Source organism: Halomarina halobia (assembly GCF_029338575.1).
Classification (GTDB): Archaea; Halobacteriota; Halobacteria; order Halobacteriales; family Haloarculaceae; genus Halomarina; species Halomarina halobia.
Genome location: NZ_CP119992.1, coordinates 1599899 through 1621965, shown reverse-complemented (window position 1 = coordinate 1621965; position 22067 = coordinate 1599899). Strand labels below are relative to the sequence as shown.

At 70.6% G+C, this 22067-nt stretch carries 24 protein-coding genes; 12 read left to right on the top strand and 12 right to left on the bottom strand.

Annotation, left to right across the window (positions count from 1 at the left end; all coding sequences use genetic code 11):
• The first annotated feature begins 37 nt into the window (after positions 1-37).
• Both P1K31_RS08585 and P1K31_RS08580 read left to right on the top strand, forming a co-directional pair.
• A complete protein-coding gene (locus tag P1K31_RS08585; protein ID WP_276302917.1) occupies positions 38-1408 on the top strand; it encodes a geranylgeranyl reductase family protein in 1371 nt (456 codons plus the stop codon).
• 621 nt (positions 1409-2029) lie between these two features.
• Entirely contained in the window at positions 2030-2500 is a 471-nt protein-coding gene (locus P1K31_RS08580) for a DUF5797 family protein (RefSeq protein ID WP_276302916.1), read from the top strand.
• On the opposite strand, the gene P1K31_RS08575 is transcribed toward P1K31_RS08580, so the two are convergent.
• Positions 2497-3531, bottom strand: coding sequence for a DUF5787 family protein (locus P1K31_RS08575; protein WP_276302915.1), 1035 nt, complete (start codon positions 3529-3531; stop codon positions 2497-2499). The two genes, P1K31_RS08580 and P1K31_RS08575, sit on opposite strands and share 4 nt — an antisense overlap.
• A gap of 4 nt (positions 3532-3535) precedes the next feature.
• Positions 3536-3964: a bis(5'-nucleosyl)-tetraphosphatase gene (locus tag P1K31_RS08570; protein WP_254543464.1), complete on the bottom strand. Its 429-nt coding sequence runs from the start codon at positions 3962-3964 to the stop codon at positions 3536-3538.
• 110 nt (positions 3965-4074) lie between these two features.
• On the opposite strand from P1K31_RS08570, the gene P1K31_RS08565 reads away from it, so the two are divergent.
• The gene (locus P1K31_RS08565; protein WP_276302914.1) at positions 4075-4398 is read left to right on the top strand and encodes an uS10/mL48 family ribosomal protein; all 324 of its coding nucleotides are present in this window, start codon (positions 4075-4077) and stop codon (positions 4396-4398) included.
• A 38-nt stretch (positions 4399-4436) separates the two neighbouring features.
• Here P1K31_RS08565 and P1K31_RS08560 read toward each other — a convergent pair whose 3' ends face one another.
• The gene (locus P1K31_RS08560) at positions 4437-4697 is read right to left on the bottom strand and encodes a DUF7513 family protein (RefSeq protein ID WP_276302913.1); all 261 of its coding nucleotides are present in this window, start codon (positions 4695-4697) and stop codon (positions 4437-4439) included.
• Positions 4694-6262: a Na+/H+ antiporter NhaC family protein gene (locus P1K31_RS08555; RefSeq protein WP_276302912.1), complete on the bottom strand. Its 1569-nt coding sequence runs from the start codon at positions 6260-6262 to the stop codon at positions 4694-4696. The genes P1K31_RS08560 and P1K31_RS08555 overlap by 4 nt, the downstream gene beginning before the upstream one ends.
• Before the next feature lie 106 nt (positions 6263-6368).
• Between P1K31_RS08555 and P1K31_RS08550 the strand changes: the two genes are divergently transcribed.
• Entirely contained in the window at positions 6369-7643 is a 1275-nt protein-coding gene (locus tag P1K31_RS08550; protein ID WP_276302911.1) for an amidohydrolase, read from the top strand.
• Positions 7644-7781: 138 nt separating this feature from the next.
• Here the strand turns inward: P1K31_RS08550 and P1K31_RS08545 are convergent, their stop codons facing one another.
• Positions 7782-8672, bottom strand: coding sequence for a coiled-coil protein (locus tag P1K31_RS08545; protein ID WP_276302910.1), 891 nt, complete (start codon positions 8670-8672; stop codon positions 7782-7784).
• Between the two features lie 339 nt (positions 8673-9011).
• Here P1K31_RS08545 and P1K31_RS08540 point away from each other — a divergent pair, with 339 nt between their 5' ends.
• Both P1K31_RS08540 and P1K31_RS08535 read left to right on the top strand, forming a co-directional pair.
• Positions 9012-9458 (top strand): DUF371 domain-containing protein, encoded by a 447-nt coding sequence (locus P1K31_RS08540; RefSeq protein ID WP_276302909.1) that lies wholly within the window; start codon positions 9012-9014, stop codon positions 9456-9458.
• Between the two features lie 114 nt (positions 9459-9572).
• Positions 9573-10376, top strand: coding sequence for an endonuclease III domain-containing protein (locus P1K31_RS08535; protein ID WP_276302908.1), 804 nt, complete (start codon positions 9573-9575; stop codon positions 10374-10376).
• Here P1K31_RS08535 and P1K31_RS08530 read toward each other — a convergent pair.
• From P1K31_RS08530 to P1K31_RS08520, 3 genes are all read right to left on the bottom strand, one after another.
• Entirely contained in the window at positions 10331-10777 is a 447-nt protein-coding gene (locus P1K31_RS08530) for a disulfide bond formation protein B (protein ID WP_276302907.1), read from the bottom strand. The genes P1K31_RS08535 and P1K31_RS08530 overlap by 46 nt on opposite strands.
• A 1-nt stretch (position 10778) precedes the next feature.
• Positions 10779-11456, bottom strand: coding sequence for a DsbA family protein (locus tag P1K31_RS08525; RefSeq protein ID WP_276302906.1), 678 nt, complete (start codon positions 11454-11456; stop codon positions 10779-10781).
• A 563-nt stretch (positions 11457-12019) separates the two neighbouring features.
• Positions 12020-13201 (bottom strand): 3-dehydroquinate synthase II, encoded by a 1182-nt coding sequence (locus tag P1K31_RS08520; RefSeq protein ID WP_276302905.1) that lies wholly within the window; start codon positions 13199-13201, stop codon positions 12020-12022.
• Between the two features lie 328 nt (positions 13202-13529).
• On the opposite strand from P1K31_RS08520, the gene P1K31_RS08515 reads away from it, so the two are divergent.
• Positions 13530-14198, top strand: coding sequence for an HAD family hydrolase (locus tag P1K31_RS08515; RefSeq protein WP_276302904.1), 669 nt, complete (start codon positions 13530-13532; stop codon positions 14196-14198).
• Between the two features lie 87 nt (positions 14199-14285).
• Here the strand turns inward: P1K31_RS08515 and P1K31_RS08510 are convergent, their stop codons facing one another.
• From P1K31_RS08510 to trpC, 4 genes are read right to left on the bottom strand one after another with little or no spacing between them, the layout of a single operon-like run.
• The gene (locus P1K31_RS08510) at positions 14286-15080 is read right to left on the bottom strand and encodes a 2-amino-3,7-dideoxy-D-threo-hept-6-ulosonate synthase (protein ID WP_276302903.1); all 795 of its coding nucleotides are present in this window, start codon (positions 15078-15080) and stop codon (positions 14286-14288) included.
• Between the two features lie 27 nt (positions 15081-15107).
• Complete coding sequence (gene trpA, locus P1K31_RS08505; RefSeq protein ID WP_276302902.1) at positions 15108-15998, bottom strand: tryptophan synthase subunit alpha; 891 nt, start codon at positions 15996-15998, stop codon at positions 15108-15110.
• A complete protein-coding gene (gene trpB / locus P1K31_RS08500; protein WP_276302901.1) occupies positions 15995-17233 on the bottom strand; it encodes a tryptophan synthase subunit beta in 1239 nt (412 codons plus the stop codon). Before trpB ends, trpA begins: the two co-directional genes overlap by 4 nt.
• The gene (gene trpC / locus P1K31_RS08495; protein WP_276305728.1) at positions 17230-18024 is read right to left on the bottom strand and encodes an indole-3-glycerol phosphate synthase; all 795 of its coding nucleotides are present in this window, start codon (positions 18022-18024) and stop codon (positions 17230-17232) included. Before trpC ends, trpB begins: the two co-directional genes overlap by 4 nt.
• Before the next feature lie 86 nt (positions 18025-18110).
• Between trpC and P1K31_RS08490 the strand changes: the two genes are divergently transcribed.
• The 5 genes from P1K31_RS08490 to P1K31_RS08470 all read left to right on the top strand — a co-directional run bounded on the left by P1K31_RS08490 (position 18111) and on the right by P1K31_RS08470 (position 22056).
• Positions 18111-18755: an esterase/lipase family protein gene (locus P1K31_RS08490; protein ID WP_276302900.1), complete on the top strand. Its 645-nt coding sequence runs from the start codon at positions 18111-18113 to the stop codon at positions 18753-18755.
• Between the two features lie 45 nt (positions 18756-18800).
• On the top strand, positions 18801-19262 hold the full coding sequence (locus P1K31_RS08485; RefSeq protein WP_276302899.1) for an MGMT family protein: 462 nt from the start codon (positions 18801-18803) through the stop codon (positions 19260-19262).
• Positions 19263-19314: 52 nt separating this feature from the next.
• Positions 19315-20349, top strand: a complete 1035-nt coding sequence (locus P1K31_RS08480; RefSeq protein WP_276302898.1) for a diacylglycerol/lipid kinase family protein — start codon at positions 19315-19317, stop codon at positions 20347-20349.
• A gap of 62 nt (positions 20350-20411) precedes the next feature.
• Positions 20412-21308 (top strand): rhomboid family intramembrane serine protease, encoded by an 897-nt coding sequence (locus P1K31_RS08475; protein ID WP_276302897.1) that lies wholly within the window; start codon positions 20412-20414, stop codon positions 21306-21308.
• Between the two features lie 4 nt (positions 21309-21312).
• Entirely contained in the window at positions 21313-22056 is a 744-nt protein-coding gene (locus tag P1K31_RS08470; protein ID WP_276302896.1) for an endonuclease V, read from the top strand.
• Positions 22057-22067 lie beyond the last annotated feature (11 nt).

Genomic DNA, 22067 nt, shown 5'->3' with positions numbered 1-22067 from the left:
CGACAAAGGTTTTCACGCGCGCAGGTCACGAACAGACATGACCACCCAGCAGTGCGACGTCGTCGTCGTCGGGGCCGGGACCGGGGGGTGCTACGCCGCGGCCACGGTCGCCCGGGAGGGGTACGACGTCGTCGTCGTCGAGCGCAAGACCGCAGCGGAGGCGGGGCACATCGCCTGCGGCGACGCGCTCAAGGGAGCCGCCAACTTCCCCGACGCCATCCCGAAGTCCCAGATCGAACCGGCGTTCACCAACACCGACGTCGATCACGGGCGCTTCGAGATCCCCTCCGAGGACGCCGTCCTCGACATCCCCGTGCCGGGCGAACTCGCCGTCATCGACCGCTGGGAGTACGGCCGGCGCATCATCGAGGGGGCCGAGCGGGCGGGGGCGGCGTTCCACTACGACACGGTGGTCCGCGACGTGCTCCAGGCCGACGACGGCCGCGTGACGGGCGTGACCGGCGTCCGGAACGGCGAGCCGGTCACCTACGAGGCGGGGATGGTCGTCGACGCCGCCGGGTCGCTCTCCATCCTCCAAGACAAGGCCGACTTCTCCGACGCCACCTTCGACACGAACGTGAACTACTCGCAGTTCTCCTCCGCCTACCGGGAGATCGTCGAGGTGGCCGAGCCCGTCGAGTGGCACGACGCGCTCGTCTTCAAGCCCACGAAGCGCTCCGCCGGCTACCTCTGGTACTTCCCGCGGACGCCCACCGAGATCAACGTCGGCCTCGGCTTCCAGATGAACGAACGGCCCATGAAGCTCGTCCGGGACCTCCGCGAGGACCTGCGGAACCGCCCCGAGTTCCGGGACGCACGGGTGGTCGACAAGCTCGGCGCGGCGCTCCCGACCCGGCGGACCTACGACTCGGCGGTCGCGCCGGGGTTCGTGGCGGTCGGGGACGCCGCCGCCCACGTCAACCCCACCACCGGCGGCGGGATCGCCGGGGCGGCCTACGCGGGCAAGTACGCCGGCGAGCGGATCGTCGAGGCCATCGAGACGGACGATCCGAGCGAGGAGACGCTCTGGGAGTACAACGAGCGCGTCATGGACCACTACGGCGGGCGATACGCGGCGCTCGACGTCTACAACGTCTTCTCCACCGCCTACGACCTCGACGACCTCATGGGACTGCTCGCCGGCCTGCCGGGGAAGGAGCTCTCCGAGGCGCTCTACTCGGGGACCGCGGGCGTCAGCCCCCTCCTCGCCGCACGTACGCTCTGGAAGTCGCGCGACCAGTGGGACACGCTCCTCGACCTCTACCGGACGAAGCGCCTCGCCGACCGCCTCCTGCGCCACTACGAGACCTACCCCGCCTCGCCCGCGGGCTTCCCCCGCTGGCGGATCAAGCGCGACCGCATCATGGACGACATCTACGCGACGACCGGCGCGGAGCCGAAGTACTAGAACCACCACCTTTTGCTGCACTCGCGTGCCAGCGACACGCTTCGCGGTCGCTGGCAAAAGCTGGCAAAAGCTGGAGCAAAAGCCTGTGTCACCTCCTCGGGTGCTCGCTGCGCTCGCGTCCTCGAAGGTTCCTTGGCCCGCTCGCTCCCGCTGGTCGCTCGCGGGTGCCGCGCTGGTGCCGGCGGTGGCGGTCGGGCCCGTCGTTCGGGCCGTATCTTTATATCTGAGAGCGGGACCAGCGTCCGTGTGACGTGAGAGTCGTCGCGGGGCGCTCTGCGGTCGTGCGACGCCACGCCCCGCGAGCCAGCCCCCGCCGCGGCGTCGCCTGTCCGCAAGGAGGTTTTGCCAGCGAGGAGCGCCAGAGGCGCACGAACGAGCGCAGTAAAACACCCCACCCAAGCCGCATCTCACCCCCTCAGTCGCCCCACTCCTTCGAGGGGTCGGCGCGTCCGCTCGCTCGCCAGCGTCGCTGTCTCGCTCGCGGTCCGACGCACGGCGTCACGGGGGCGGTCGCGGGCCGCCCTCGCGTCGTCGTTCCGGGACCGTCGGTCGGTCGGGTTCGTCCCCCGGTCCTCCGAAAGTCGGAACGCGCATGTAGGGGTCCGGACGTATCCTCGAACAGTGCCGCTCTCCGAGGAAGCGAAAGAACGGCTGCGCGACGTCGTCGAGTTGCAGCCGACGAAGAACGCCGAACTGCTGGACCGCTGGGACCTCGACAGCGGTAGCGAGGTCCACCGGTACCTCGAATCCGAACTGAAGGACTACTACTTCCGCGACGAGAACAGCCTCATCCGGGCGACCGCCGAGGCGTCGGAACTCGTCGGGGTCGACCCGAGCGACGAGGTCATCCGCGTCCCCGAGCTACAGGTCCGGATCACCGAGGTCGTCGCCGGTCCCGATGAGGACCCCGAGAGTGTCGTCTCCGTGCTCCACAAGCTCCATGACGCCGGGATTGACGCGGAGGTCGACGAGGTGCGATCCGGGCTCAGGAGCCTTCAGGACAAGGGCATCGTGGAGGTCGTGAGGCAGACCGTCCCGACGTTCCGACTCGCCCTCCCCCGCGAGGACCTCGCGGTCGATTCGCTCGACTAGTCGGGCCGCCGCGCGCGCTCGCGCTGGCGGTCGAGCAACCGCCGTATCCCCTTGCCCGGTCCGCCCTCGATCGGCCAGCCGCGGGTGCGCCAGGCGGGCGGTTCCGGCGCGAAGTCGGCGCACCGCCCGGAACACTCCCGGGCGGTCTGGGTCCGTCCCTTCGCCGCGCACCACGGGAGCACGTCGCCCCCGTCCCGCCGCAACTCGAAGTGCCGACAGTCCGGCCGCATCGTCTCGACGTAGGCGCGCCAGCCGCGCTCGTAGGCGCGCTCGGCCAGCTCGCGGCGCTTCGCCCGCTTCCAGTCGGGGTCGGCGTACTCGAACCGCGCGGCGGACCGATCGCGGTCGCCCCCGTTCGGCCGCTCTACGATTCGCGTTCCCGGCTCGTCGGCGGCGAGCGCCGCGGGGTGCCAGGCCACCGACGCGTCCCCGCCGTCGAACGCGAGGATACCCGTCTCGACCGGGAGCCGTTCGAGCAGCGCGGGTTCGACGTTCGCGCCAGTCGCGCGGGTCGCGATCCACACCTCGTCCGCGAGTCCGAGCGCCACGTCCCGCTCCACCTGGTCGCCGAGGCGGCGCGCCGCGCTCGCGTCGAGGTCCGGCTTGTTCTCGATCGCGACGATCCGCCGACACCAGTCGGGGTAGTGCCACCTGCGTCGGAGTTCGATGCGCCCCCCTCGCCGTCGGGTGTCGACGATCCCGCGCTCGGCGGCCTCGTGGATCGTCTCGCGGACGTAGCGCCACGGATAGCCCGGCTCGGGGAGGGCCTCGCGGTAGTAGGACCACTCCCGGGGCGCGTGGCGGACGACGTGCAGGAGGTCGCCCGTCAGCCGGTCGGGGCCGAAGACGGCGCGGGCGGCCAGCGCCTCGCGGTCGCACTCGAGCACGAGCGTGTCCCAGCGGCGGCTCCGCGTGCCGAGCTGTCGAGCGACGAGAACCGCCGTCCCGTCGTCGAGCGATCCGTCCGGCGGCCACTCGCGCTCGGCCCACTGGCAGACGCGGAGTTCGAACGTGAACTCCGGTTCCCGCATGCCCTCAGCCCTTCAGGCCGCCGTTGTCGAGGAAGCGGTGGGCCTCCCGCAGGATGTCGCGGGGGCCGTCCTGCGTGATTGTGTTGATCGCTTGCTCGTAGTCCCGCCACTGCAGGTCGCGGTGCTCCGAGGAGAGCTCGGCGCTCGCCTCGAACGACTTCGCGATGAACAGGTGTACCGTCTTGTGGATGGTGTTCCCGTTCGCCTCGAAGATGTAGTCGTAGTCCTCTCTGAAGCCGTCGATGAGTCGGATGTCGTCGATACCGGCCTCCTCCGCGATCTCGCGGATGGCCGTCTGCTGCAACTCTTCTTCCCCCTCCACGCCGCCCTTGGGGAACTCCCAGTCCCCCGTGCGGCTCTTGAGCAGGAGGTACTCACGACGGCCACGCGTATCGCGGAACAGGATTGCTCCGGCGCTCGTGGCCTCTATCATGCATCTCCCTACTGTATCATAGGATAAGAGAATGTCGCCATACGTCGCCGTACGACGGTGTCCGTGATCGGATGAGTGCGCTTTTGCCGGTCGCGTCCCTGAATCGGCGTATGACCTTCGTCACGACCCTCACCCTCACGAGCGGGAACCGCCACACCCTCGAGGACGTGGTCGGGGACATCAAGGCCACCGCGGAGCGCAAGGGCGCGGAGCTGAAGGGGCCCCACCCGTCGCCGCCGGCCGACTACCGCGTTCCGCAGTCGAAGCGCCTCGACGACGGCGAGACGTTCGAGCCGTGGGACTACACCGTCTACAAGCGGACGATGCGCATCGTCGGCCACGACGAGGTCGCCCGGCGCACCGCCCACCGGGAGTTCCCGGACGACGTGCACGTCGAAGTCGAGATCGAGCAGGTCACCGGCGTCGGACGCTGAGCGTCCCGACCCCGGAGCACGCGAAGCGCGTCCGGGCGCTAGAACACGCTCTCGCCGACCCGCTCTAGGTACTCCGCCTCCCCCGTGTGGTCGTTCGCGTCGAAGGAGGTCACCCGGATCCGCACGCGCGAATCGAGCAGTCCCTCCGGGGCGTCGATGACGCGCAGTACCGTGTCGCCGACGCGGGCGACCGGCGTTCCGCCCCGGTGGCCGGTGACGAACACCGTCAACTCCTGGCCCTCCTCGAAGGCGGGCGTCGTGGTGCGAAAGAGCCCGCGGAGGTACGATCCGAGGCTCATACCCGCGCCACCTCCCCGGTCTCGCGGTCGGTGATGTACTCGCGGCCGTAGCCGGTCAGCGCGGCGAAGACGAAGACGGCGACGAGCAGCCAGCCGTGGAAGACGAACGGCCACACCTGGACGGGGTTTACGACCATCGCCGGGGTGAACCACTCGTACTGGTTCGGAAGCTGACTGATGGTGACGTAGCCGACGAGCACCCCGCCCGCCCACGGGAAGATGTACCCGAGCGCGGAGGTGTTCGCGTCGAGGATGTTCGCCCGCCGGTAGCCGTTGATGTTGAACCGCTCGCCCAGGCGGGCGATGTACGGCGCGATGGCGATCTCGGCGGCCGTGTTGATCGTGATCATCGCGTTGACCATCGCCGTCCCGACGACCATCGTGAGCTCGGTCCGCCGGACGGACGTGGCGACGCTGTTGAGCAACCAGTCCTGGATCGCCTGGAACCCGCCGCCGCGGATCATGATCTGCGCGCCCGCGACGATGAGCAGCGTGAGCACGATGAGCGGGAAGAAGCCGAGCGCGCCGCTGTAGAGGCTCCCGCCGACGGTGTTGACGGCGTCGCTGTCCGCGGCGACGATCTCGACCACCGGGAGCCACGCCAGTTCCTGAGCGAAGGCCCCGGTCTCCGCCGCGTTGAACACCAGGATGTCGGCGATCGAGGAGAGCCCGAGCAGGAGGTTGAGCGCCACTGCGGTGATGATGCCCCAGGAGATCGCCTCGACGATGTGCCGGCCGGCGATGGCGGTCGCGAGCACCACGCCGATCGACAGGAGGTGGACGAGGCCGATGGGGTTGCTGTTCTGTTCGAGGAGGTTGCCGCCGCCGCCGACCTCGACGCCGGTCATGACGCTCCCCGCGATCAGATACGCGACGAACGCGAGCACGGCCGCCGCGATGGCGTACTTGAACCGGGAGGCGACGACCCCGCCGATGTCGGAGTCCTGGGTCACGGCGCTGACGATCGTGGTGTCGCTCACGGGCGCGAGGTTGTCGCCGAAGACCGCCCCCGAGAGGATCGCGCCGAACAGGAGCACGGGGTTCGCGCCGATGAGGACGCCCGCCGGGAAGAAGAGCCCGGAGAAGGCGACCGTCGTCCCGTACCCGGTCCCGATGCCGGTGGCGAGCAGCGCCGCCAGCACGAACGTGACGGCCGGGAACAGCGCCGCGCCGATGCTCGCGGCGTCGGCGGCCCAGACGAGGCCGTCGACGAACCCGCCGTCCTGCAGAACCTGCGCGAACATGCCCGCCCACAGCCACGCGACGATGGCGGTGGCGGCGACGCGCCGGGTCATCCCCTCGAAGATGGTGTTCGCGTAGTCTCGCCACGGCCCGCGGACGAAGAGCATCCCGACGATGAGTCCGACGAGCATACCGATCACGAGACCGGTGGTGTCGCCGATCCCCAGCAGGCCGCTCTGAAACACTGCCCAGACGATGAAGAACGCGATGGGGAGCGCGCTCATCAGGGGGCCGCCGTAGAACTCGATACGGTGCCCCTCGCGGGCGTCCTCCTCCGCGCGGAGTTCCTCGTCGATGTCAGCTGCTTCCGGGTCTGACGCCATGCTGTATCACGCTCGGATATCGTGACCCCCGGGTAGATAAAGGCCCCTAACCGGCCGCACCCGTCGGAGGGTCACGCACTTAACCCCTCCCGGCCCACGTGCGGGTATGTCTGCCACGCGTGACCGACTCGTTTCACTGCGCCGCGACCTGCACCGCCACCCCGAACCCGCCTGGCGGGAGTTCTGGACGACCTCCCGCATCGTGGACGAACTGGAGGACCTCGGCGTGGACGAACTGTACGTGGGCCGGGAGGTCCTCGCCGAGGGCGAGCGCACGGGCGTCCCCGACGACGCCGAGATCGAGCGCTGGTACCGGTTAGCCCGGGAGCGCGGTGCCCGCGAGGACGTCCTCGAACGGACGGCCGGCGGCTACACGGGTGCGCTCGCCGTCCTCCGGCGTGGCGAGGGCCCCACGATCGGCCTCCGGGTGGACATCGACGCCCTCCCGCGGGAGGAGTCCGCGAGCGAGGAGCACCTCCCGACGGCGGAGGGCTTCCGCGCGGAGACCGACGCGATGCACGCCTGCGGCCACGACGCGCACGTCACCTACGGGATCGGTACCCTCGAGGCGGTGGCCGAGAGCGACTTCGAGGGGACGCTGAAGGTCGTCTTCCAGCCCGCAGAGGAGGTGATCGGCGGCGGTCGGGCCGTCGCGGAGTCGGGCCACCTCAACGACTGCGACTACCTCCTCTCTGTCCACGTCGGCCTCGACCACCCCACGGGCGAGGTCGTCGCGGGCATCGACGGCTTCCTCGCGGTCCAGCACTTCGAGGCGACGTTCACCGGCGAATCCGCCCACGCGGGCGCGAACCCCGGCGACGGGCGCAACGCCGTCCAGGCGCTCGCGACCGCGGTGCAAAACCTCTACGCCATCCCGCGCCACCAGGACGGGGCGACGCGCGTCAACGCGGGCATCGTCGAAGGTGGGAGCGCGACGAACATCGTCCCCGAGCACGCCCGCGTCGCGGGCGAGGTGCGCGGCGCGACGACCGAACTGAAGGACTACATGGCCGAGCGCGCGAACGCCGTCCTCGAATCCGCGGCGGCGATGCACGGTTGCGAGGTGCGCGTCGACGTCGGCAGCGAGGCGCCGAGCGCCACGAGCGACGACGCCGTCGTGGACGTGGTCGAGGCCGTCGCCGCCGACGTAGCGGGCGTCGACTCCGTCGTCAGGAACGACGACCTCGGGGGGAGCGAGGACGCCACGTTCCTCATGCAGCGCGTGCAGGACCGCGGCGGGAAGGCCGCCTACCTCTGCGTCGGCACCGACCACCCCGGCGGCCACCACACGGCGACGTTCGACGTGGACGAGGACTCGCTCCCCGTCGGCGTCGACCTGCTCACGGGCGCTATCCTGCGCCTTGCCGAGGAGCGACCCTAGGCGTCGCTTCCGGGTGCAGGTTCTCAGTGACGGGTTCTCGGAGACGGGTTCTCGGGTTCGCCGACTCGCCGTCGGCTCTCGCGTCGGCTCGCGTTAAAAAGGAACGTAGGGTGAGAGGACCCCGAAAGAGCGCGGCGGTTAGAGCAGCCCGGACTTCTGGAGCTTCATCAGGTCCTCGGTGTCGAGGGTCTCGCCCTCCTTGAACTTCTGATAGATCTCCTCGGCCTCCTTCTTGGCCTCGGCGCGCTTCTGGGCGCGCTCGTCCTTGCGCTCGCGCTCCTCGGCCTTGTCGAGTTCGCGCAGGCGCTTCTGGACGCGGACGAAGTCCTCGTGGTGGCGGTCGGCGGCCTCCTGGGCCTCGACGAAGCGCTCGTGGGCGGCGTCGGCGTCGTCGCGGATGTCGTCGGCCTCGCGGTAGGCCTCGATCATCTGGTTGTGGTGCTCCTGGGCCTTGTCGGCGAGTTCCGTCACCTTCTGGTGGTGCTTCGACGCCTCGGCGCGGACCTCCTGGGCCTCCTCCTTGAGGCCGTCGATGCCGTCCGTCTCATCGAGCTTCTGCTTTCGCTCCTGGTACTGGTCGCGCTTGCGCTCGATCTTCTCGATGAGTTCGCGCTCGTCCTCTGCGCTCAGGACCTCCGTCTGCTGGCGGAACTCGAGCTGCTCGATCTCCTCCTTGAGCTGCTCCAGGCTCTTGCCGTCGTCGAGATCGAGGTCGGACTTCGCGTCGTCGACCTTCGAGAAGAGTTCGTTGGCCTTCGCGTTCAGCTCGTTGCGCTTCTGTTTGTGCTCCTGAACCTGCTCGTTCAGTTCGTCGCGCTTCTCGCGGTGTTCCTGGGCCTCGTCCACCTTCTCGCGCGTCTTCGCGTTCAGTTCGTCGCGCTTGGACGCGCGCTCCGAGGCCATCTGGTTGAGCTCGTTACGTCGGTCTCGGAGCTGACCCGCGCGCTTTATGAGCTGGCCCTTGGATTTGGTTTCGAGGTCCTCTTCGGTGAGTTCTACGTTCTTTGAGTCGTCGATAGTCTCTGCCATGGTTATTCGCTACTGTCCATTACCGGCTCCGACGGTGGGGGCCTCTCTTGGGGGGATAGCAACCGATCGATAATCAGGGTCTCCTGTCATTCTGGTCGCCGTTCGATGCACCCGTAACGCCGGAGGCGTTCTGGTACCTGATGTTATCGGTACATCCTACTTAAGCCTTTTCCAATTCACGAACGACGAAACGTCCGCGAACGCGGCTCTCCGGGGCTGTCATGGGTTCGCACGGGGCGCGCACCCGATATAAATGAATCGTCGAACGGTCGAAGGATTGAACCGACCGTTCGTGTACGGAACGACCCGCTCAAGTGTACGCCGCGTCGAGCGCTCACCATGGACGACACGGAGAGGGGCGACGGACCGGAGCGGGTCGTACGCGTCCGCGCGCGCGGCCACGAACACGTCCTGGCCGAGCACGAGAGTACGTTCGAGGTGACCAGCGACGACTGGCTGACGCCCGCCGGGGACTGCATCGTCGGCGTCGAGGCCGACCGCGTCCCGAGCGACCTCGACCCGGCGTTCGTCGAGGCCTGCCGCGCCGCGGACGCGACGGTCGCGGCCACGCTCGCCGCGGGCGGGCGCGAGCAGACGGTGACGGGACGAGGCCACCCGGACCTCACTTTCGCCGACGACCGGAGCATGGTCTTCAGGACGAGCGACTACGTGGACGACCGGACGGTGATGGTGGCCGCCGACGCGGCCGCCGCCGACCTCGACCGCGACCTCGTGGCCGCGCTCGCCGACGGCGCGGAACTGACGGTGACGCTCAGGGTGACGTAACCGGTGCGCGGCAGATCGGGTAGGGTCGAGGCACGTCGGGGCGGGGCGTGGCTGGCCGCAGCGGCAGTCGCCGCCCACCGCCGGACCTATCACGTCGCCTGACCTACCCCGCGCATGGACGAACCCGCTGAGAACATAAGCGGCGGTTCGGCGGGCGGCGGTCGGTTCTCCGAGTTCCGGCCGGGGGACGGTACCTCCCGCGCGGAGGCCGTCGTCGACCGCCTCGGCGCGCTGTACTGGCAGAAGACCTACGGCGGACAGGACGCCTTCGAGTGCCTCGTCCGGACGATCCTCAGCCAGAACACGAGCGACAAGGCCAGCCAGCCGGCCCACGACGACCTGATGGCGAAGTACGGCGGCGAGTCGCGGGGCGATCTGGCCGCGTCGCTCGCCGACGCCGATCGGAACGAACTCGCCGAGACGATCTCCTCCGCGGGCCTGTACAACCAGAAGTCGGAGGTGCTCCTCGCGGTCGCCGAGCGCGTCGTCGAGGAGTACGGCGGGGCGACGGCGTTCGACGAGTACGTCCGCACCGCGGACTACGACGCGGTCCGGGAGACGCTGCTCGGGATGAACGGCGTCGGCCCCAAGACGGCCGACTGCGTGCTCCTGTTCGCCGCCGGGCGCGACGGCGTCTTCCCCGTGGACACCCACGTCCACCGGATCTACCGGCGCCTCGGGGTCGCGCCGCCGGACGCCGACCACGAGGGGGTCAGGGCGGTGCTGGAGGAACAGGTCCCCGCCGAGAAGTGCGGCTTCGGGCACACGGCGACCATCCAGTTCGGCCGGGAGCACTGCACGGCGCGGAACCCCGCCTGCCTCGACGATCCGGAGGCGTGTCCCCTGTCGGACCTCTGCGATCAGGTGGGCGTCTACCCCGAGACGGGCGAGGTCGAGGACCCCGCGGACGCCGCCTGACGGACCATCCCGACGAGCGAGAGCGTGATCAGCGCGAAGGCGATCAGCGAGAGGTTCGGGATCGTCAGCCCGAGGACGGGTGCGGTCCACTGGATCGCCGCGCAGCTCCCGCCCGCCGCGGAGCAGAAGCCCGGCCCCGCGGCGGCCTGAAGCTGGACGTAGGAGTGGTACGCCGCGATCCCGAACCCGCCGACCGAGAGCGGGAGGGCGGTGCGGTAGACGCCCGCGCGCTCCTCGACCGCCGCCATCCCGAGGATCAGGACGAGCGGATACATCAGGATGCGCTGGTACCAGCAGAGCTCGCAGGGGACCAGCCCGAGGCCGAGGCTGAAGTAGAGGCTCCCGGCGGTGGCGACGGCGGCGACGGCGGTCGCGGCGGCGAGCCAGCGTCGCGGGCGCATCTCACTCCCCGGCGACGCTCTCGAGCGCCCGTTTGGCCTCGTCGGTCCCGTTGCCCCCGCCGTCGATCGGCGCGACCGGCTGGCCGTCCACGACGAGGTAGGGCGTCCCCTCGACGCCCGCCTCCCGGGCGTACTGCCTGCTCTCCTGCATCTCCTGCTGGTACTCCCCGGCCTCGATCGACTGCCGTACCGCGTCGGGCTTCGAGACGCCCGCGCTCTCCGCGAACTCGACGAGCCTGTCGGTCGTCGCCCACTCCTCGCTCGCGGAGGGCTGGTTGGCCATCACGTACTCGTGATACGTCCAGTACGTCTCCGGGTCGACGTTCCAGACGGCGAGGCCCGCACGCCCGGCGCGCACGTCGTCCGATCCCATGAACCCCGTGAACGCGCGGAACTCGAGGCTGAGCTTCCCCGGCTCGACGTAGTCCGTCACGATGTCCCTGAGGTAGCCCGTGCTGAACGTGGCGCAGTGGGGACACTTCCAGTTGCCGACGTACGTCACCGTCGGCTCGTCGCCCGTTCCCATCGTCTCGTAGGTGTAGTCGCCCGGCGAGGCGGGGATCGGTGCCTTCGTCACGGGGCCATCGGGCATCGACTCGCTGGAGCCGAGACAGCCAGCGAGTCCGACCACCCCGGTCGCGCCGGCCGCGGCGAGGAACTGCCGTCGGGAGAGGGTCATCGGTCATGTTACCAGGGTAACGCGAATCAAGTTTGTGGTCGACGCGAATTCGAACGGCGGATCGGCCGGGTGGGAACCGGCGACCGAGTTCCCTATTCGAGGGTGCCGTACCGCGAGCGACCACAGGGAGCGAGCGGGCGCGCCGAACGACCGCAGGGAGAGCCGCGGTTTTCCGGGGATTTTGCCAGCGATCGCGAAGCGCGTCGCTGGCGCGCGAGTGCAGCAAAACGTCCTGGCGTGCAGGCGACGCCGCGGGCGGGGGCTGGCTCGCGGGGCGTGGCGTCGCGCAATCGCAGACGCCCCGCGACGAACGTCAGGTCACGGGGGGCACTGGACCCGCTCTCCGATATAAAGGTACGGACCGGCGGACGGCCCGCATGACCCGACCACTACCGTCGGCACCAGCGCGGCACCCGCGAGCGAGACCGAAGGTCGAGCGAGCGGACCGACGAGCGACTAACGGCGCGCTCGCTTCGCTCGCGCGCCGGCTGGAGCGAGGAGGATTTTAATCCAGGTTTTGCCAGCGAGTGAGCGAAGCGAACGAGCGCAGCAAAACGTGGTGTTTATTGCTCGATGATCGTCTCCTCGACCTCCTCGCCGAAGTGGCGGGCGGTCGTCTCGTAGTAGACGAGTACCTCGTCGCCCTCCTCGAGGTCGGTGACGGCCTTCCGGCCGCCGCGGGTGGCGATCTTGATAGTCTCCGCGTTCTGGAGCAGCGTCTCGACCACGTCGACGTCCGAGCCGTCGCCGCCGAGTTCGGCCTGCACGCGGAACATTGGGCGGCGCTCGATCTTCGAGCGTCCGACGATCGCCTCGCGGGTGTTGCCGTCGGTGTCGACGACCTGCACCTCGTCGCCGCTCTTGAGTTCTGCGAGGTACTTCGTCTTCCCGTCGGGCGTGCGGACGTAGGCGTGGACCGCGCCCGCGTTGACGCGGAACGGGCGGGAGGCGACGTAGGGCGACTCCGCCGTCTCGGCGTGGACGAAGAACAGCCCGCGGGACATGCTCCCGACGAGCAGCCCCTCGTCGTGGTCGAAGAGGCTTCCGGTGTCGACGCAGACGCGGTCCGCGCTGCCGGTCTGCTCCACTGCCGTCACGGTCGCCCAGCGCAGGTCGAGTTGCTCACGGTCGGACGCGTCGCGCAGGTCGACCGTGCGGCGGATCTCGTCGGGGTCGTCGGCGTCGAGCAGGACGGCGTCCGCGCCGTGTTCGAGCGTCTCGAAGGCGGTCTTCGCCTCCTCCGCGCTCGTGACGCCCGCGACGAGCGTCGTCTCCTCGCCGATCCGTGCGATGAGGTTCTCCAGGGGGATGATCTTCCAGTCCTCGCCGACGACGATGGTGTAGTCCGCGTCCCCTGCGGCCGCCTCCGCGAACGCCTCGTACCCCTCGTCCAGGATGCGGACGTACGCGCCGTCGGCGGATCCGTTGCCCCGCCGGAGGGTGGTGAGGTCGGCGGAGCCGGAGAAGTCACCGGGGAGGTCGACCGTCCCGTCGCCCTCGGTGCCCTTTCCGACGATGAGCGCGTCCGGCTCCGTCCGCGCCTTCGGCTCGGCGTCGAGGACGTGCACGTCGTCGCCCGCGAAGGCCGCGACGTTCACCTGCCCGAGTTCCCGCACGCGGTCGACGTCGTCGCGGTCGACCAGCACCCAGTCGACCCCGGCCTCCAGGCCCGCCGTGATGCGTCGTCGTCGCGCGTCCCAGTCGCCCACCTCGTCGTCCGCTTTCAGCCAGACGGCACGTGTCATGACCGGGGCGTAGGTGGGGGTGCTATTGAACGTGGTGGATGTTCCACGCGCCGACGTGCCGGTGAGAGGGTGGTATTCAGATACGGGGTTCGGTCAGTAGGGCCGTCACCGACGACGTTTCCGAAAGCCCCCTCCCGCTCGACGGCTGCGAACCACGCTGCGCGCGCCATCGGCGTGCTTGCGGGTTCTCGCTCGCCGAGCGGTCGGACCTTTCGATTTCCCACCCGGAGCGGTCGATCGGCCGGCCGTCGCCCGTCGTATCCGAAGACCGCCGACACCGACCGGCGGGGGCGAACGCTTATCCGCCGCGCTGGACTACCCTCGGTAAGTGACTACGACCCGGACCCCGACGACCGTCCTCTTCGATCTGGACAACACCCTCTGTGAACACGCGACCACCTTCTCCGACCGCCTGGCGGCCGCCTTCGAGCGCGTCGGCGTCGACCCGTTCTTCGGGACCGCCGACGTCCACCGCTGGCTCCCCCGCGTCTCCGCCGAGAGCGCGCTCGACCTCCGCGAGCAGGTCTTCGGCGGCATCGCCCGCGAACTGGGCCGCGATCCGAGCGTCGCCGACGACCTCGCCGCGGCCTACGTCGACCCCGACCCCGCGGACGTGCGCCCCCTCCCCGGCGCGCGCGAGGCCGTCGACGCGCTCGGTGAGGAGTACCACCTCGGCCTCGTCACGAACGGCGGGCGCGCCGTCCAGCGCGCGAAGCTCGACGCCCTCGACCTCGGGGACGCCTTCGACGCGTCCGTCTACGCCGGCGGCGCAATGCCCGTCAAGCCGGACGCGGAGCCGTTCGAGCGCGCGCTCTCCGCGCTCTCGGCCGCGCCGGGCGAGGCGCTGCACGTCGGCGACTCCCTCGGCTCGGACGTGGCCGGCGCGAACGCCCTCGGCCTGCGGTCGGTGTGGGTGCCCCACGCCGAGTCGCTCCGCGAGGGGCCGACGCCCAGCCACACGATCGACACGCTCTACGACCTCCCGGGGTTGCTCTGAGCGGGGCGGGAACTCGACGGCACGGCAGAAGGGGAGCGGACGAACTACGAACTACGAACTACGAGCGGCGGGCGGTTCGATCGCGGCTCAGATCTCGACGGACAGCCCCGCGCGGTCGAGCGCGTCGTCGGCGCTCGCGTCGTCGTGTATCACGGCCGAGACGGCGCTCGTGATGGCCTCGGGGTCGTCGTGCTGGAAGATCGAGCGGCCCATCGACACCCCGGCCGCGCCCGCGTCCATCGCCCCGCGAACGGCCGTGAGCGTCGCGTGGTCCCCCTCGGGCGCGCCGCCGGCGATGACGACCGGCAGGCGCGTGGACTCGACGACGTGCGCGAAGCTCTCCGCGTCGCCGCTGTAGGCCGTCTTGATGAGGTCCGCGCCGAGTTCCTCGCCGAGGCGGACGGCGTGTCCGAGCGCCTGGGCGTCGTGCTCGTCCACGCCCGGGCCGCGCGCGTAGGTCATCGCCAGCACGGGCATGCCGAGGCGGTCGGCGTCGTCCGCGACGCGGGCGAGTCCCTCGATCTGCTTCGGCTCGTAGTTCGAGCCGACGTTGATGTGGAAGGAGACGGCGTCGGCCCCCGCCCGGACGGCCTCCTCGACGGTGCCCGTCAGCCGCTTGTCGTCGCTGTCCGGTCCGATGACCGTCGACCCGTTCAGGTGGACGACGTACCCCTTCCCGTTCTTGTTCGGGTGGACGCGGGGGGCGATCCCCTTCTGCGTGAGGACGCAGTCCGCCCCGCCGCGGGTCACGGCGTCGATGGTCGATTCGATGTCCTTGAGGCCGCGGACGGCCCCGAGCGTTATCCCGTGGTCCATCGGGACGACGAGGTAGCGGCCGTCGGTCCCGATGCGGTCGAGTCGTGCTCGCGTTCCTGCGTTCATTGGTATGTCACTCTCTGTCAGGTCAGTTCAAGTCCGTTCCGATCCCGTCACGTCTTCCCCCGATCGCGCGCCCGCCTTCAGCTCGCGGGCCTTCGCTTCGAGACGCCGGGCCGTCTCCTCGACGGGCGTGCCGGTCTCGACGCCCTCCGCCACGACGTCCACCAGCGCGCTCCCGACGATGACGCCGTCAGCGCCCGCCGCCACCACCTCGCGGGCGTTCTCGCACGAGCTGATGCCGAAGCCGACGGCCTTCGGTACGTCCCACGCCGAGAGCCGGTCGAGGCTGGCCGCCGTCTGATCGCTCACGTCGGCGCGCGCGCCGGTGACGCCGAGTCGCGCCTGGACGTAGACGTAGCCGGACACGCGCTCCATGATCCGCTCGAGGCGCTCGCCGCGCGTCGTCGGCGCGACGACGAACACCAGGTCGAGGTCGTACTCGTCGCACGCCTCGCGCAGCGGAGCCGCCTCCTCCGCCGGGAGGTCCGGAACGACGAACCCGTCGATGCCGACCTCGGCGGCCCGCCGGACGAACGGCTCCGGCCCCGGTTCGCCGACCTCGCCATTCGCGGTGCCGCCGCGAGCGCCCTCGGCCGTGTCGGCCGCCTCGCGTCGCCCGTACTGGTAGATCAGGTTGTAGTAGGTCATGCAGACAAGCGGCACGTCCGCGTCGAGCGCCTCGACGAACTCGAAGAAGCGCTCGGGGGTCATGCCGCCCTCCAGCGCGCGGACGACCGCCCCCTGGATCGTCGGGCCCTCCGCGATGGGTTCCGAGAAGGGGAGGCCGAGTTCGATCAGGTCCGCGCCACCGCGGGCGAGCGCCTCGACGTACTCGAGGCTGGACTCGAAGTCGGGATCGCCCGCCACCAGGTAGGGGACGAACGCCGGCCCGTCGGCGAACGCCTCGGGGATGCGGCTCACGCGTCCCCCCGGAAGACGTCCATGTCGGGCGCGTTCGGCACGTCGCGCGCCGCGGTCTCCTCGACGACGGACTCGAGGTCCTTGTCGCCGCGTCCCGAGACGCAGACGACGACACAGTCGCCCAGCTGCTCGGGCGTCGCGTCCTCCAGCCACGCGATCGCGTGGGCGGTCTCCAGCGCGGGGATGATCCCCTCCTCCTGGGAGAGGCGGTGGAAGCCCTCGATCGCCGCGTCGTCGTCCACGGTGACCGGCGCGACCCGCCCCTCCTCTACCAGGTGGGCCAGTTCCGGCCCGACGCCCGCGTAGTCGAGCCCCGAGGAGACGCTGTGTGACTCGACGATCTGCCCGTCCGCGTCCTGCAGGAGCCTCGTGCGCGCGCCGTGGAGGACGCCCTCGCTGCCGGTCGAGAGCGACGCGGAGTTGGGCGCGACGCCCCGCTCCTCGTCCACCCGGAGGGAGGACCCGCCGGCCTCGACGGCGAACAGCGACACCCCCTCGTCGGGGACGAACGCCGAGAACGCGCCCATCGTGTTCGATCCGCCGCCCGCGCAGGCGACGACGCTCGACGGGAGCCGCCCCGCCCGCTCTCGGACCTGCGCTCTGGCCTCCTCGGAGATGACCGACTGGAAGTCCCGCACCATCGCCGGGAAGGGGTGTGGACCGACGACGCTCCCGATGACGTAGTGTGTCGTCTCGACGGTCGTCGCCCAGTCGCGCATCGTCTCGCTGATGGCCTCCTTGAGTGTGCCCCGTCCGGTGTCGACGGGATTCACGGTCGCCCCGTTGAGCCGCATCCGGAAGACGTTGGGGCGCTGGCGGTTCGTGTCCCGACGGCCCATGTACACCTCGCAGGGCATCCCGAGGTGGGCCGCGGCCATCGCCGTCGCGGTGCCGTGCTGGCCCGCGCCCGTCTCCGCGATGATCCGCTCCTTGCCCATGTACTTCGCCAGCAGGACCTGCCCGAGGGCGTTGTTGAGCTTGTGCGCGCCGCCGTGGAGCAGGTCCTCGCGCTTGAGGAGGACGTCGGCGTCGTAGCGCGCGCTCAACTGCTCGGCGCGCTGGAGCGGCGTCGGTCGCCCGCCGAAGTCGCGGAGGCGCTCCCTGAACTCGTCGACGAACCCGTCCTCGTTGTCGAGGACGTACCGCTCGTAGGCGTCCTCCAACTCCTCCAGGGCGGGCATCAGCGCCTCGGGGACGTACTGCCCGCCGTACCGTCCGAACGTGCCTGAGCTCATGTGTCGTAGTCGTCCTCGTCGGCCGTATCCTCTGCGGATGCGAGTCGTCGCACGTTCTCGGGGACCGCCGCCAGGCCGCCGCGCATGATCGCCGTGCCGACCAGCAGGCCGTCCGCGCCCGCCGCGCGCATCCGTCGGGCGTCCTCGGGCGTCGAGATGCCGCTCTCGGCGATCAGGGTGACGTCGTCGGGCGCGTCGGCCGCCACGCGCTCGAAGGTATCGAGGTCGACCGAGAGCCGCGCGAGGTCGCGGTTGTTGACGCCGACGATCCTCGCGCCGGCGTCGAGCGCCTCGCGCAGTTCCGCCCTACTGTGTACCTCCACGAGCGCCTGAAAGCCGCGCTCGCGGGCCGCCGCCAGCATCCCAGGGAGATCGTCGAGGAAGCGGACGATGAGCAGCACCGCGTCCGCCTCGACGGCGTCCAGCTGCTCGGGCGAGAGCAGGAAGTCCTTCCGCAGGACGGGCACGTCGACGGCCTCGCGGACGCGCCGGAGCGTCTCGGGTGAACCGCCGAAGTGTTCCGGCTCGGTGAGCACGGACAGGGCGGCCGCGCCGCCGTCGACCATCGCCCTCGCGAGGGCGACGGGGTCGTCCTCGTTCTCCCCGCGCGTGGTCGGACTCGTGGGCTTCACCTCCGCGACGAGCGGCGTGCGGCCGTCCGCCGCGGCCGCGTCGAGCGCGCCGGGGAGGTCCCGCGGCGACACGGACACCGCGCCGCCCGGGGCCGGGCGGTCCCGCGCCGCCGCGAGGATCGACTCGACGGCGGGCGCGAGCGACTCGTTGTTGTCCATCATCGTACACTGATGTACTAGTTTGGGTATAAGGCTTGCGTCACGCGGCCGGGGACTTTTTCACCCCCGTGCCGTATCGGGAGGTGATGGCGACACTGGACGACGGGGGAGGCGTGATGCCGGGCGACGAACCCGTGCTCCTGGTACACGGATACGGCGATACGGGCCAGACGCCGTGGTGGAGCACGCTCGAGCGCCACTTTCGCGACGTGGGGTACGACGAGCGTCGCGTCTCGACGCTCAGCTTCGGACCCCTGATGGGAACGACGCTCTGGTCCCCCCGGCACTACGCCCGGCTCATCGGTCGCCGGGTGGAGGAGTTGCGCGACCGCCACGGGGGCCGCGTCGACATCGTCGCCCACTCGATGGGCGGTCTCGGGGCGCGCTGGTACGTCGAACGGGAGAACGGGGCGGCGAACGTCGACGACCTCGTGACGCTCGGCACGCCCCACCGGGGGACGGACCTCGCGTACATGCACCTGTTCACCCCGGGCGGTCGAGCGATGGTCCCCGACAGCGACCTGCTCGCGACGCTCAACGGGCGCGCACCGCCCCGGGGCGTCTCCTACACGGCGGTCTGGAGCGACGACGACGGCCTCATCCGCCCCGGACGGAGCGCCGCCCTCCCGTTCGAGGCGACCAACGTCCGCAACATCCGGGTCTCGGGTCCCGGACACATGTCGCTCGTCTCCGACCGCACCGTGTTCGAGCGCTACGCCGAGTTGCTGTGAGCGGGCGGGGCGAACTTTGATACCCTCGGTCGCCGTCGCTCACCCATGAACGACGTGTCGGGCATCTTCGCGCGGGAGTCCGAGTACCTGGGACGGTACGTGCAACTGGGCGTCGCCAGCGATCGCGTCATCTCCGTCTCGTTTCCCCGCTCGCCGGAGGACGACGCGGAATCGGAGCACCCGCTCCTGGAGCGGGTCATCGCCTACCTGGAGGGCGAGCGCGACGACTTCGGGGACGTGACCGTCGCGCTCACCGTCCCCACCGACCAGCGGAAGGTGCTGGAGGCGACGCGGTCGATCCCCTACGGCGAGCAGGTTCCCGTCGAGCGCCTCGCCCGCATGACGGCCGGACTCGACGGGGACGACGAGGACGCCCACGGCGTCGTCCGGGACGCCCTCGCGTCGAACCCCGCCCCGCTACTGATCCCCGACCACCGGGTGCGCGACGGGCCGAGCGCCGCCCCGCCGGAGGTCGAACAGCGTCTGCGGAGCCTGGAGGGGCTGTGAGGGCGGATCGGGCGACCGAGGCGCTATTCAACCTCGACGGCTATCCCACGGTATGGATCGCGCAGCCGACGGGTCCCCGGGCGCGGACGAGCCCCCGGTCCGCATCGTGCTCAACCCCGAGAGCGGGAGCGCCGATCACGCCAGGCGGGTTCGGGGGGTCGCCGCGGAGCGGGGCTACGGCGTCGTGGAGACCGATTCCGCGGCGGACGCACGGCGGGCGACGCGCGCCGCGATCGACGATGGGGTCGGGACGCTCGTCCCCTGCGGGGGCGACGGCACCGTCCACACCGTCGTTCAGGCGCTCTTCGAGGCCGACGCGCTCGACGCGGTGACGCTCGGGGTCCTCCCGGCCGGGACGGCGAACCTCTTCGCCCGAAACCTCGACGTCGGGACGCTCGACGCGGGCTTCGACGCGCTCGACGCCGGCCGGCGTCGGCGCATCGACGTCGGCCGCGTCACGGGCGCTGACGCCGGTTCCGCCGGCGAGGGGACACGGGAGCCCGACCCCCCGGAACGGGGTCGACCCGCGTCCGCGAGGGCGGTGCCCGAGGGGAGCGACGGCGAGGCGTTCGTCACGTCCTTCGTCGCCGGATTCCCCGCCGTCGCGAGCGGAGCCGCCGGCTCCGGACTGAAGGCGCGACTCGGGACGCTCGCCTTCGCGGTGAGCGCCGTCGGCGAGGCAACCGCCTACGAACCGCACCCGGTCGAACTCGCGCTCGAAACCCCGACGGGCGAGCGGACCTGGGCGGGCGACGCCCTCTGCCTGCTCGCGGGCAACAGCCGCCGGTTCACCGGCGAGGGCGGGCAGGGCCACGTCGAGGACGGACTGCTCGAGGTCGCGGTCGTCGAGTCGCTCGCGCCCCTGGAGGCGCTCCGGGAGGCGGCGGTCCACCGGCTGTTCGACCGCGGGACGGAGGGGGTCGCGCGGTTCGACGCCGCCGCCGCCGCAGTCACGTTCCTCGACGGTCCCGTCTCGGTGAGCCTCGACGGGGAACTCTCGACGCGCGAGTCGTTCGTCCTGTCCGCGGTCCCGGCCGCCCTGTCCGTGCTGGTCGGCCCGGATTACGACCCCGATCCGGCGACGTAACCGCCGTACGGCCCCGAACGCGATCCCAAACCCCTTTGCCGCCAGACTCGTAGCGTCGGGTAATGGCCACGTGCGACGTGTGTGGGAAGCAGGAGAACCTGCCGTATCGCTGCCGGCACTGCGGCGGCACCTACTGCGGCGACCACCGGCTCCCCGAGGCTCACGACTGCCCCGGCCTGCAGAACTGGGGCGACCCCGGCGGGGTGTTCGACAGCGGCTTCGACGACAGCGTGAACGAACAGGGTCGGGTCGCGAAGGCCCGCCAGCGCGTCGCGAGCACCGGCGGCCCGCTCTCGTACTTCCGGGGGAACGTCGCGTACCTCTTTCTCGGGATCATCCTCGTCACGTTCGTCGCCGAGCAGCTCGTGCTCGCGACGCTGGGATACGATGCGTTCATCGCCATCTTCGTCCTGTCGTCGAACCACCTGACGTACGTCTGGACGTGGGTGACGTCGGTGTTCTCGCACAGCCCGAACGGGTTCTTCCACATCTTCGGGAACGGGATCGTCCTGTTCTTCTTCGGCCCGCTGGTCGAGCGCTACGTCGGCTCGAAGACCTTCGCCGCCCTCTTCCTCGTGAGCGGGATCGCGGCCGGGCTCGCGCAGGTCGGCCTGGGGCTCGCGCTGGGCGATCCGACCGCGGTCCTCGGCGCGAGCGGCGCGATCATGGCGATCCTCGGGGTGCTCACCGTCCTGAACCCGGACCTCAAGGTGTACCTCTACTTCTTCATTCCGATCCCCATCTGGGTGCTCACCTTCGGGTACGCGGCGCTGTCCGTGGCCGGGGTCTTCAGCGTCGACCTCTTCGGCGGCGGCGTCGCCCACTTCGCCCACCTCATCGGGCTCGTGATCGGCCTCGCCTACGGCGAGTACGCCCGCCGACAGGGCGTCCGGGCGACGAGTCAGGTCCAGTTCGGCGGCGGGCCGGGCGGCCCCGGTCGCGGCCGCGGTCCCTTCTGACTCCATGGAGGTCGCCCGCCCCGAGTTCCGACCCGACGCGGCCGCCTCGCGCGAGGAGATGGAGGCGACACAGCGCGAGATCGCCGCGAGCGCCGTCTTCGAGGACCGCTTCGACTTCGACCCCGCGCGCGCCGGCCGGCCGGAGGGGCCGCTCGTCGCGGGCGTCGATCAGGCCTTCCTCGACGACCGGGTGGTGAGCGTCGTCGTCGTCCTCCGGGGCGACACGGTCGTCGAGCGCGCCCGCTCCGTCTCGCCGACGGCGTTTCCCTACGTGCCCGGCCTGCTCTCCTTCCGCGAGGGCGGCCCCATCCTCGACGCCTTCGAGGCGCTCGACACCCGGCCCGACCTGGTGCTGTTCGACGGCAGCGGTCGCATCCACTTCCGGCAGGCCGGCCTGGCGACGCACATGGGCGTCGCGCTCGACGTGCCCGCCGTGGGGGTGGCCAAGAGCCTGCTGTGCGGCCGGCCCGTCGCGCCCACCGACGAACTGGCGGAGGGGGCGCGCGTCGCCGTCGAGGCGAACGGCCGGGTGGACGCGCCAAACGGGACCGTCATCGGCTACGCCGTCCAGACCCGGCAGTTCGACTCCTACCGCATCAACCCGCTTTACGTCTCGCCGGGCCACCGCGTGAGCGCCGAGACGGCGGCGGACGTCGCCCTCGCCTGCCGGGGCGGGTACAAGCTCCCCGAACCGACGCGGCTGGCCGACCAGTACGCCGACGAGGTGAAGCGTTCACTAGGTGATTAGATCTGAACCGC